Here is a 10151-nt window from a genome sequence, read left to right on the forward strand (position 1 = left end):
CCAGCCAGCCACGGTGGGCGTTGAGGGCCTCGATTTCCGCGAGAGCCTCAACGCAGTGCTGATCAGCGGAGGGACAGCCGGCAACGTCATCCCTGACCGAACGGTGATCGAAGTGAATTACCGCTTCGCTCCGGATAAGAGCCCGGACCAGGCGGAAGCCTATGTCCGCGACCTCCTGTCCGGTTTCGATGTTGTCCGGACGGATGCGGCTGCCGGTGCGCGTCCCGGTCTGAACCATCCAGCAGCGGCCGCTTTTGTGTCCGCCGTGGGTGCAGAGCCAAAACCCAAGTACGGCTGGACCGATGTCGCGAGGTTCAGCGAGCTGGGTATTCCAGCGGTGAACTTCGGGCCGGGTGATCCCCTGTTGGCCCACTCCGACGACGAGCACGTCAGCGCGGACGCCATCCGTGAGTGCCTGAAGGTTCTCAAGGCGTGGCTGGCCTGAGCGAAAAATCCTGATCGGAGGGCAGGGACGGCGGAGGTCCACCGTCCCTGCCCTCGTTGTCGGGAATCTAGCTAAGCGTGTTGGTCGCATCCATGGCAACCACCTTCTTGGTGTTGTCCTTCTTGGGTTTACGGGCTGTCCGGAAACTGAGATAGCCGGAAAGCCTATTAGCCAAAGACGAAAGTGCGAAGTTGATCAGAATAAAGATCACCGCCGCGATGAGCAGGGCCTGCAGCAGATTTCCCTCGCCAACACCAAGCCGTCGCGAGAATTGGAGCAGCTCGGCGTATCCGATGATGTAGCCGAGCGCTGAGTCCTTAAGGATCACGACAAACTGGCTCACCATCGCCGGAAGCATCGCGACCAGGGCTTGCGGTATCTCGATGCTGCGGAGGGACTGACCCCTGGTCATTCCGATCGCCATGCCTGCCTCACGCTGGCCCTTGGGGAGTCCGTGAACCCCTGAACGGACAAGCTCGGCGATGACGGATCCGTTGTAGAGCGTCAACGCGATCACCACAGCAGCGAAGATAGGATCTTCGACGGCTTCGATCCGGGCCAGCGCAAGCCAGAGGAAGATCATCATCAGCAGCACCGGGACTGCGCGCAGGAACTCGACAATCACTCCCGCCAGCCACCGGATCGGTAGGACATGAGACAGTCGGCCGACACCGAAGATAAGCCCGAACACGATCGAGGTGACCACCGCGACGGCTGCCGCCTGGAGTGTGCTGAGCAGGCCGGGAAGGATGAAAAACTGCCAGGTTCGGGCTTCGAGGAACGGTGTCCACTTTGCTGCATCAAGCTGGCCCTGGCCGGCAAGAGCGAAGATCACCCAGGCGATGAGGCCGAGGACAAACAGCACGCCGACTATATTGCCTACGAGGATTCTTCGTTTCGCGCGTGGGCCGGGCGCGTCGAACAGTACTTGTTGAGCGCTCATCGGGACACCGCCAGCTTCTTGGACAACCAGGTGGTCAGCAATCCGACCGGAACTACGATGATCACAAATCCCATCGCGAAGATGAGGAAGATGGGGATGACCAGGTCACCCCGGAACTCGATCATTTCCTTCATGAGGTTGGAGGACTCAACAACCGACCCTGCGAAGGCGACGGTGGAGTTCTTGGTCAGGGCGATGAGCACGTTGCCCAACGGGGCAACAGCACCGCGGAGAGCCTGGGGAAAGATGATCAATCGGGCTGCGGGCAGGAAGCTGAGCCCTATTGCGCGTGCGGCTTCCGCTTGGCCCAGCGGAACGGTATTGACGCCGCTGCGGATGGCTTCGCAGACGAACGCCGCGTGATAGATGCTCAGACCCATAATGGCAAGGCGAAGGAAGTTGAGATCGAAATCCTCTGCGAGGATAACGTTCAGTTGGCCCCACAGGCCGAGTATTCCGAAGGCGATAATGACAGTCAGGGGAGTGTTGCGGAAGATGTTGACATACGCCGCGCCGAACCATTGCAAGCTGGCAATTGGTGAGATCCGCATGAGGGCGAGAATCGCGCCAAGCAGGAAGGACCAGATCGCCGCCCAGAACGTCAGCTGAATGTTCACCCAGAAGGCACCGGGTACGTCGTATTCGGCGAAAAGTGAAAGGAAGCTATCCATGTCTCACCTCTTTCCTTGGTCTTGAACATGAGTGGTGGGGTGGCACGCGGCCACCCCACCACTCGATTGCAGATGTTATGCGCACTCATCAGGCGTTGGCGGGTTCAACTCGGCGTTGAAAGTGTAGTCCGCGCCCTCGGTGTTTGCCGTGATGGCTTCTTCCCAGGCGCCTTCTTCAATCATCTTGGTGATGGCCTCGTTGATGGCTTCGCAGTCTTCGCTACCTTTGGGCAGTCCAACGCCGTAGTTCTCCTCGGAGAAGGGGTTTCCCACCACCTTGAACTGGCCGGCGTTGGCTTCCTGGGCTGCCAGTCCGGCAAGAATGATGTCATCCGTGGTGACGGCGTCAATCTGCCCGCCGCCCATCAGGCTGACACACTCGGCATAGCCGGGCTGTTCCACCAGATTGGCTTCGGCGCCAAACTCTTCGTTAATGCGTGCAGCGGAGGTTGATCCGGCCACTGAACACAGGTTCTTATCCGTCAAGGACTCCGGCCCGGTGATTTCCTCATCATCCGCGCGCACCAGAAGATCCTGACCGGCCACAAAGTACGGCCCGGCGAAATCAACTGTTTCCTTTCGCTCATCGGTAATGGAGTAGGTTGCGAAAATCATGTCGACTTCACCAGTGGACAGCAGGTTCTCGCGGTTCGCTGAGGGTGCCTCCACCCACTCAATTGCGTCTTCCTCGAAGCCCAGCTCCGCGGCTACATACTTGGCAACATCGACGTCGAAGCCGGTGTATTCGCCGCCCTCGTCGAAGCCCAGTCCAGGCTGATCGAACTTGATGCCGATGCGAACGGTGTCGCCGCCAGCTTCGCCGCTGGCTTCGCCTCCGGCCTCTCCGCCGTCGTCGCCGCCACCACAGGCGGCCAGGGTCAGGGCGGCAGCCGCGGCCATTGCCGCCGCTGCGTAACGTGTCTTGCGCATGATTTCTCCTTGCGTTGCTTTACTTACTGAAAATTTAGGTGAGCTAGTGTGCGAGGATCTTGCCAAGGAAATCCTTGGCACGGTCGCTCTTGGGGTTGGTGAAGAACTCCTCCGGAGTGGCCTGTTCAACAATCTGACCGTCGGCCATGAAGAGGACACGGTCTGCGGCCTTGCGGGCAAACCCCATCTCGTGGGTTACCACGATCATGGTCATTCCCTCCTTGGCCAGCGCAACCATGGCGTCAAGAACCTCGTTGATCATCTCGGGGTCCAGCGCCGAGGTGGGCTCATCGAAGAGCATCACTTTGGGCTGCATGGCCAGCGCCCGCGCGATGGCCACGCGCTGCTGCTGCCCTCCGGAAAGCTGGGCGGGAAGCTTCTGCGCCTGATTGTCCACGCCAACGCGTTTGAGCAGGGACATGGCCAGCTCCTTCGCTGCGCCGCCCTTCATTCCTTTGACTTTGATCGGGCCGAGGGTCACATTTTCCAATATGGACTTGTGGGCGAACAGATTGAATGACTGAAACACCATTCCTACATCGGCCCGCAGCTTGGCGAGGGCCTTTCCCTCGGCCGGAAGCACCATCCCATCGATGCGGATCTCGCCATCATCAATGGTCTCCAGCCTATTGATTGCCCGGCAGAGTGTTGACTTGCCTGAACCGGAGGGGCCGATGACCACAACCACTTCGCCCCTGGACACCTCAAGGTTGATGTCCTTCAGCACGTGCAGGTCACCGAAGTGCTTGTTGACGTTCTTGAGGGAGACAAGGGATTGTGCTGGGGAGTCAGCGGCGGACGCGGTTGTGCTCGACTGTGAATCACTGGTCATAACAAGAATCTAGCGAAAGATTCCCTTCTGGCAATACTTTGGGTTGCCTTAGACGGAAATCGTGATTCAAGAGCAACCAAAGAGTTTGGGCGCGCTTCCTTGCAGTTAGCCTTGAGCTATGTCCCACGCAGAGAGTACAGATACCCCCGGAAGCAACGGTGCGGGCAACCGGCCACGCAGGCGCGGCCAGGTAGAGCTGAGACGTGACCAGGCGAAATCTGTCCAGTCCGACCGCTACCTGCTCGACTCGGATGCGGGAACACCCTTCACCAAGACAGACCCCTGGCGCGTGTTGCGCATCCAAAGCGAGTTTGTCGAAGGCTTCGGTACGTTGTCAGAACTCGGTCCCGCAATCAGCGTTTTCGGTTCCGCGCGGATCAAGCGCGATTCGCCCTACTACGCGATGGGGGAGGAGGTTGGCCGAAGGCTGGTTGGGGCCGGCTACGCGGTAATCACCGGCGGCGGCCCCGGCGCCATGGAAGCCGCGAACAAGGGCGCCTGCGAGGCGGGCGGCGTTTCCGTAGGGCTGGGCATCGAACTGCCCTTCGAACAGGGCATGAATGAGTGGGTGGACCTAGGCATCAACTTCCGCTATTTTTTGCCCGCAAGACGATGTTTGTCAAGTACGCCCAGGGGTTTGTCGTCCTGCCGGGCGGCTTTGGAACCCTCGATGAACTCTTCGAAGCCATGACGCTGGTGCAAACCCAGAAAGTGACATCTTTCCCGATTGTGCTGATCGGTTCCGAGTTCTGGTCTCCGCTGTGGGAATGGGTGAGGGGATCCCTGCTAGCCAACGGAATGGTTTCAGCCAAGGACCTAGACCTCGTTCATCTCGTTGACAGTCCGGAGGAAGCGGTGAAGCTCGTCATCGCGGATACAGCCTCCCATTCCGGCCCGTAGGCCCAAGAACTGTCGGCGCAGTCTGGCACCATTGGTGCAGTGAGTATTTTCCTCGTCTTCATCGCAGTGGCGCTGGTCGGTATTACGTCCCTGCTGGCCGTCGGGCGCCTGCGCCGCACGGATCCTGACGGTTTGCACCCGTGGGATCCCGCCGTCGTGCCCGGCCTGGTGGAACCAACGCCGTCGCTGCCCGCTGTTCTTCTTCCGGAGAATCCCGGCCCGGCGGACATTCATAGGTTGCGGTTTGCGCTGGGCCTCCGGGGGTACCGGATGGATCAGGTGGACGAGGTCCTTGACCGTCTCGCAGCAGTATTGGAGCAAAGGGATGCCACCATAGCCGCGCTGCGCGCAGACTTCAGTGAAGAACCATGACCGCTGTCATCAGTGGATCCGATCAGCGGGCGAGGTGCGGCTGGGCAGTCGAAAGCGAGGACTACCTCGCGTACCACGACCTCGAGTGGGGCCGCCCGGTTGTCGGTGAGGCAGCACTGTATGAGCGCATCAGCCTTGAGGCGTTCCAGTCTGGTCTGAGCTGGATTATCATCCTGCGCAAGCGTGAGGCCTTCCGCGCCGCGTTCGCGGCGTTCGATCCGGTGGTGGTAGCGGATTACGACGACGACGACGTCGCGCGCCTTCTTGGGGATGCCGGGATTGTGCGGAACCGGGCAAAGATCGTTGCTACCATTGCCAACGCCCGGGCCCTGCTGGCACTACCGACAGGGACCACGCTTGCCAGCATTCTGGAATCGCACCGGCCGCCGCCAAAGCCGGCGCCGCGATCGCTCGGTGACGTGCCCGCCGTCGTGCCCCAATCTGTTGCACTGGCCAAGGAACTGCGGTCCCGCGGCTTTCGCTTTGTTGGCCCGACCACCGCATACGCCATGATGCAGGCCACTGGCTATGTCAATGACCATCTCGATGATTGCTGGGCCCGGGAATATGCCGGAACAACCATCTGACGGCCGGCCGGGTGCGGACGGGTTGCGGCTGCCCGGGTCGGAGTCATTGATGGGGCGGACGGGCCGGATCACTGATCGGGCGGCAGCCGCCTTCAGTCGGCTTCCCTGGTGGCTGCAGGTGACCGCGGTCTACGGCCTTGCCCGTGTCTTTTCCTTTGCCGTTCTCACCGCCGCGTCAGCCAAACAAATCACCAGCCCCTGGGCGGCCACCGCACCCTCCTACCTCGAGTTCGTCAACTTCTGGGACAGTGGCTGGTACCAAAGGATCTACGAAGAGGGCTATCCGTCGGTTCTGCCCCGCGATGCGGAAGGCGCCGTTGCCGAGAATCAGTGGGCTTTCCACCTGCTGTTCCCTACGCTGGTGCGTCTCGCCGGGTTGGTGACCGGGGCGGAGTGGATACCGGTTGCGCCTGTGGTGGCAACAGCTTTTGGGTTCGCCGCGGCGCTGGTGATCTTCAAGCTCTTCAGGATGCGGGCTGGCCATGCCGATTCACTGTGGGCGATTGCTCTGGTCGCTTTTTTCCCGACTTCCCCGATACTCCAGATTCCTTACGCGGAGTCATTGCACCTGTTCCTGCTTGCGCTGGCACTCCTCCTGGTTGCGCGCGGACGCCATCTCACTGCGATTCCCGTGGTGGTCCTCATGTGCCTTGCGCGGCCGGCAGGAGTGCCCTTTGCGATGCTTGCTGCCGGTCTGCTCCTCATTCATCTGCCTGCCCAATGGAGGAGTGACCGGCAACGGGTGATCCGTTTGGCGGCCCTCACGTCATCAAGTGCTCTGGCCGCTGTCGCGTGGCCCTTGATTGCCTGGGTTGTCACGGGGGAGCCAAGCGCCTACGTCGAAACCGAGACCGTGTGGCGGGGAGAGGAACTGGTTCCGTTTCTTCCCTGGTGGACTGCTTCGGTGAGGTTCCTGGGCGGGGCAGTTGGCCCGCTGGCCCTGATCGGCATCGTGGCGGCGACGGTGTGGTTCCTTTTCTCGACACCTGGCAGGCGGCTGGGAGTGCACCTGCAGCTATGGTGCGGCGCCTATCTGCTGTACCTTGCGGCTTTTTGGAATCCGCAGACCAGTACCTTCCGAATCCTGCTTCCCCTTTTCCCGCTTGCTCTCGCAGCGGTTTTTGGGTCCCGGTCCCGTGCGTACCGGCTGGTGCTTGTTGCGGGCTTTGCGGTACTGCAGATCGTGTGGGTCACGTGGCTCTGGGCATGGACCCCGCTGCCCTCAGGAGGGGATTACTCGCCGTGACCTCAGCGATGCGCCGCGCACCGGCGATTCGCCCGGCGCGCTAATGTGCGGGATAATGGCTGAGGAACAATGCGCGGGGGAAGCATGCCGCCGTGCATCGTGTGTTGACGGGCGGCTGGGAACCCAGCTGCGCACTGTGGAAAGGGAATCTCTTTATGGCTGCCATGAAACCGCGTACCGGTGATGGACCAATGGAAGTCACCAAAGAGGGACGCAGTCTCATCATGCGGGTACCCATCGACGGAGGCGGCCGGCTTGTGGTTGAACTGAACTCCGAAGAAGCAGGCAAACTCAAGGATTGCCTGGTGACCGTCACTGACTAGCCCTGGACGGTCCGGCTAGTTCACACGTTTGACTGCGAGCAGCAGCCCATTTCCAACCGGGATGAGCGAGGACAGCAGTTGCTCATCCGCACGGATGGCCTTCCCCACCTGTCGAAGGATATTGGTGGAGGTCTCGCGCATCGCGGGATCCGCTACTCGGTCCTGGTCAAGCGCATCATTGATAATCAGCATGCCCCCCGGTTTGAGCAGGCGGAGCGCCTGCTCAGAGTATCCGGGTAGCCCCTGCTTGTCCGCGTCAATAAATACAATGTCGTAGGCGCTGTCTGTGAGACGGGGGAGCACGTCCGATGCGCGGCCGGAGATGGTCCGGGTTCTATTGCCCGGAATGCCCGCTTCGACGAAGGCCTCGCGGGCCGCACGGAGATGATCCACATCGGAGTCGATTGTGGTGAGCACCGAGTTTGGACTCAAACCGCGCAACAGACAGACGCCTGACACGCCCGCTCCTGAACCAACCTCCACCACGGTCTGCGCCTTCGAGCCAGCGGCGAGGACGGTGAGCGCGGCGGCCACTCCGGTACTGACCGGCGTGACGCCGAGTTCCTGCGACCGGTCGCGCGCGCGCAGCAGAACGTCGTCCTCGGTGGGCAGTCCTTCCGAATAGGACCAGCTGGCCTTTTTGTCCGCGCCCATTCGATTGCTCATTTCGTGTGTGTTGGTTTGGGTGCGCTCCGACCGATCCTGACCGGACGGCGGTGCCTTACATTCCCCAGCGTACTGCGGGGAGGGCCGATGGCTGTTGATAACCGCGCGTTGGTACCGCACCGGGTTTTTCCAGCAACCTCCCAGCTTGATCGGGCATATTCGTAGCTCAAGGCATCCACACAAGGCAGTGCCCCGAATAACTTACAGCACACGTTTTCGTCCGCCGTCCGTGGGCGTCAGCTTGCAAGCATCACTCAACGGTATTCGAGGGCGGGAGGAGAAGACCAATGTCTACTTCACACACGGCGGTCGTCTCAGCGGCGGACCAGGCCACCACTGAAGAGCACGATTCCAGCGAAACCACTTGGGTGGCTCCGTCCTGGGAGGAAGTGGTCACGGTTCACTCTCCGAAGGTCTACCGGCTGGCTTACAGGCTCACGGGAAATAAGTTCGACGCCGAGGACCTGACCCAGGAGGTATTCGTGCGGGTTTTCCGTTCCCTTGCCAATTTCAAACCGGGCACGCTGGACGGCTGGCTGCACCGGATTACCACCAATCTGTTTTTGGATCAGGCCCGACGCAAGAGCCGTATCCGGTTTGACGGGCTCACGGAGGACGCTGAAAGCAGGCTGCCCAGCAAACATCCAGGCCCGGAGCGGAGCTTCGAGTTTAACAATCTCGATATCGACGTTCAGGCGGCACTTGAGGAACTGCCGCCCGACTTCCGCGCTGCTGTTGTGCTGTGCGACCTTGAGGGTTTGGCTTATGACGAGGTCGCGAGGGTTCTCGGGGTCAAACTAGGTACCGTCCGTTCGAGGATTCATCGTGGACGGACCATCCTTCGCGAAAAACTTGCGCACCGCGATCCCAGGGTTGACCCGGCCAGCGCACCCCGGCTGAAGATGCCTCGGATTGCGGGTGCCCGCTAGCTCCCATGCGTCACCCAACACGTTTTCTTGCTGACTTTGTCGACGGGGAGTTGACCGGGTCCCGCCGCACTTCGGTGGAGGATCACCTCTCCCGCTGCGGCGCGTGCAGACGCGCCGTGGAGCAGGAACAACTCATCAGGCGGCGCGTCAGGAGCTCTGACATACCGGACCCGGCGGAGGACCTCTGCGAGCGCATCCTGAGACGCTCCGGCATTGGTGAACAGCGATCTTCGGCAGCTTCCTGGGATGTTGCCCACACGGAGCATCAAAAGCCGTCTGGTTTCGCCACCCGCCACCGCAACGCGATGGCCGTCGGAGGTGGCTTGGCCGTGGTCACACTGGCAACCCTGACTGGCGCCTACGCACTCGGATCCGAAGTGGAAACAGGCCGCGGAAACGGAGGGCAGGCATCCAGCTCTCTTGTCGCAGGATGGCAGTCCGTGGCTCATGACACTCCGGCGAGGCTTTCGTCGGACCAGCTGACCCAGTTGCGTCAAGGAGGATGGTATTGCCCTGAGCTGGGTTCCATGGGATTCGAGGTGATCAGCGCTGATGCAATCACGGTGGGCGGGAGCCCCGCTCTGCGCCTGGTCCTGGAGGACGGCTCCGATTCTGTCACCATCTACGAACACAGGAAGCTCGAGGGCGCCAACGTGTCCCAGGCGGCCCCCGTCAACGCGGTGACGGGTAATACTGTAACCGCTGACGGGTTCGAAAGAATTGGCGGAATGCAGCGAGAGGTCTGGGTGCACCCCGGCCATTCCTGGCAGATTGTCCTCGACTCGGAGTCCGTTACCTACACTGTGGTCTCCAGCCTGCCGGTGGCGGACATGCCGCGAGCGGTCAATCAGTTGGTACTGGCCGAGCACTCCCAGCTGGCACAGGGTCACACAGTTGCACCGGCCGACCCGCTGAGCAGGATCCTTCGGGGGCTCAGTAAACTCACTCAGCCATCACCGTAGGGAAATAGCATCCAACGGGCAGCGAACGGTAGTCTTCTCTCGTGTTAGGAATCAACGGCTACGAGTTTGTGCTACTTGCGATCCTTGCTGTGGTCATCCTCGGCCCGGAAAGACTGCCCGAGTACGCCGCGCAGCTCGGACGCCTGGTCAAAGGGCTCCGGCGCATGGCTACCGGCGCGCGGGAACAGCTGCGTGAGGAAGTGGGATCCGAGTTCGACGACGTCGACTGGCAGAAGCTCGATCCACGCCAGTACGATCCGCGCAGGATCATCAAAGAGGCGCTGCTTGATGACATCGAGGACGCCATCAAACCCCTGAGCGAAGGTGCGCCCAAGCCGGTTGCAA

13 protein-coding genes and 1 pseudogene are annotated in these 10151 nt (G+C 61.1%); 9 read left to right on the top strand and 5 right to left on the bottom strand.

What is annotated here, in order from left to right; genetic code table 11:
* The coding region (locus Y708_RS22965; RefSeq protein ID WP_035775334.1) for a M20/M25/M40 family metallo-hydrolase at positions 1 to 445 on the top strand (445 nt) is incomplete at its 5' end.
* A gap of 67 nt (positions 446 to 512) precedes the next feature.
* On the opposite strand, the gene Y708_RS22970 is transcribed toward Y708_RS22965, so the two are convergent.
* The 4 genes from Y708_RS22970 to Y708_RS0105020 all read right to left on the bottom strand — a co-directional run bounded on the left by Y708_RS22970 (position 513) and on the right by Y708_RS0105020 (position 3821).
* Complete coding sequence (locus Y708_RS22970) at positions 513 to 1388, bottom strand: amino acid ABC transporter permease (RefSeq protein ID WP_051478627.1); 876 nt, start codon at positions 1386 to 1388, stop codon at positions 513 to 515.
* A complete protein-coding gene (locus tag Y708_RS0105010; protein ID WP_028279079.1) occupies positions 1385 to 2059 on the bottom strand; it encodes an amino acid ABC transporter permease in 675 nt (224 codons plus the stop codon). The genes Y708_RS22970 and Y708_RS0105010 overlap by 4 nt, the downstream gene beginning before the upstream one ends.
* A 75-nt stretch (positions 2060 to 2134) precedes the next feature.
* On the bottom strand, positions 2135 to 2989 hold the full coding sequence (locus Y708_RS0105015) for a glutamate ABC transporter substrate-binding protein (protein WP_028279080.1): 855 nt from the start codon (positions 2987 to 2989) through the stop codon (positions 2135 to 2137).
* A gap of 43 nt (positions 2990 to 3032) precedes the next feature.
* A complete protein-coding gene (locus Y708_RS0105020; RefSeq protein WP_028279081.1) occupies positions 3033 to 3821 on the bottom strand; it encodes an amino acid ABC transporter ATP-binding protein in 789 nt (262 codons plus the stop codon).
* Positions 3822 to 3939: 118 nt separating this feature from the next.
* On the opposite strand from Y708_RS0105020, the pseudogene Y708_RS22975 reads away from it, so the two are divergent.
* The 5 genes and pseudogenes from Y708_RS22975 (at position 3940) to Y708_RS28130 (ending at position 7249) form a co-directional block, all read left to right on the top strand.
* Positions 3940 to 4721 (top strand): annotated as a pseudogene (locus Y708_RS22975) (TIGR00730 family Rossman fold protein).
* 39 nt (positions 4722 to 4760) lie between these two features.
* Positions 4761 to 5093 carry a DivIVA domain-containing protein gene (locus Y708_RS0105030; protein WP_028279082.1) on the top strand — a complete coding sequence of 111 codons (333 nt, stop codon included), beginning with the start codon at positions 4761 to 4763 and terminating at the stop codon, positions 5091 to 5093.
* Positions 5090 to 5680: a DNA-3-methyladenine glycosylase I gene (locus Y708_RS0105035; RefSeq protein ID WP_028279083.1), complete on the top strand. Its 591-nt coding sequence runs from the start codon at positions 5090 to 5092 to the stop codon at positions 5678 to 5680. Before Y708_RS0105030 ends, Y708_RS0105035 begins: the two co-directional genes overlap by 4 nt.
* Positions 5628 to 6926, top strand: coding sequence for a hypothetical protein (locus tag Y708_RS0105040; protein ID WP_253905693.1), 1299 nt, complete (start codon positions 5628 to 5630; stop codon positions 6924 to 6926). Before Y708_RS0105035 ends, Y708_RS0105040 begins: the two co-directional genes overlap by 53 nt.
* Positions 6927 to 7081: 155 nt before the next feature.
* Positions 7082 to 7249, top strand: coding sequence for a DUF3117 domain-containing protein (locus Y708_RS28130; protein ID WP_081746481.1), 168 nt, complete (start codon positions 7082 to 7084; stop codon positions 7247 to 7249).
* Between the two features lie 15 nt (positions 7250 to 7264).
* Here the strand turns inward: Y708_RS28130 and Y708_RS0105050 are convergent, their stop codons facing one another.
* Positions 7265 to 7903, bottom strand: coding sequence for an O-methyltransferase (locus Y708_RS0105050; protein WP_028279085.1), 639 nt, complete (start codon positions 7901 to 7903; stop codon positions 7265 to 7267).
* 299 nt (positions 7904 to 8202) lie between these two features.
* Between Y708_RS0105050 and sigE the strand changes: the two genes are divergently transcribed.
* The 3 genes from sigE to Y708_RS29630 form a co-directional block, all read left to right on the top strand.
* Positions 8203 to 8844 (top strand): RNA polymerase sigma factor SigE, encoded by a 642-nt coding sequence (gene sigE, locus Y708_RS0105055; RefSeq protein WP_028279086.1) that lies wholly within the window; start codon positions 8203 to 8205, stop codon positions 8842 to 8844.
* Positions 8845 to 8849: 5 nt separating this feature from the next.
* A complete protein-coding gene (locus Y708_RS0105060) occupies positions 8850 to 9806 on the top strand; it encodes an anti-sigma factor family protein (protein WP_081746482.1) in 957 nt (318 codons plus the stop codon).
* Positions 9807 to 9847: 41 nt separating this feature from the next.
* Positions 9848 to 10151: twin-arginine translocase TatA/TatE family subunit (locus tag Y708_RS29630; RefSeq protein WP_035775337.1), on the top strand; the 304-nt coding region annotated here is incomplete at its 3' end.

The organism is Arthrobacter sp. H5, assembly GCF_000520595.1.
Taxonomy (GTDB): domain Bacteria; phylum Actinomycetota; class Actinomycetes; order Actinomycetales; family Micrococcaceae; genus Arthrobacter_D.

Coding starts and splice junctions, on each gene's coding strand:
- Y708_RS0105060 (WP_081746482.1), top strand. CDS start 8,850: ATGCGTCACCCAACACGTTTTCTTGCTGACTTTGTCGACGGGGAGTTG.
- sigE (WP_028279086.1), top strand. CDS start 8,203: ATGTCTACTTCACACACGGCGGTCGTCTCAGCGGCGGACCAGGCCACC.
- Y708_RS0105020 (WP_028279081.1), bottom strand. CDS start 3,821: ATGACCAGTGATTCACAGTCGAGCACAACCGCGTCCGCCGCTGACTCC.
- Y708_RS0105015 (WP_028279080.1), bottom strand. CDS start 2,989: ATGCGCAAGACACGTTACGCAGCGGCGGCAATGGCCGCGGCTGCCGCC.
- Y708_RS28130 (WP_081746481.1), top strand. CDS start 7,082: ATGGCTGCCATGAAACCGCGTACCGGTGATGGACCAATGGAAGTCACC.
- Y708_RS0105040 (WP_253905693.1), top strand. CDS start 5,628: ATGACCATCTCGATGATTGCTGGGCCCGGGAATATGCCGGAACAACCA.
- Y708_RS0105035 (WP_028279083.1), top strand. CDS start 5,090: ATGACCGCTGTCATCAGTGGATCCGATCAGCGGGCGAGGTGCGGCTGG.
- Y708_RS22970 (WP_051478627.1), bottom strand. CDS start 1,388: ATGAGCGCTCAACAAGTACTGTTCGACGCGCCCGGCCCACGCGCGAAA.
- Y708_RS0105050 (WP_028279085.1), bottom strand. CDS start 7,903: ATGGGCGCGGACAAAAAGGCCAGCTGGTCCTATTCGGAAGGACTGCCC.
- Y708_RS0105010 (WP_028279079.1), bottom strand. CDS start 2,059: ATGGATAGCTTCCTTTCACTTTTCGCCGAATACGACGTACCCGGTGCC.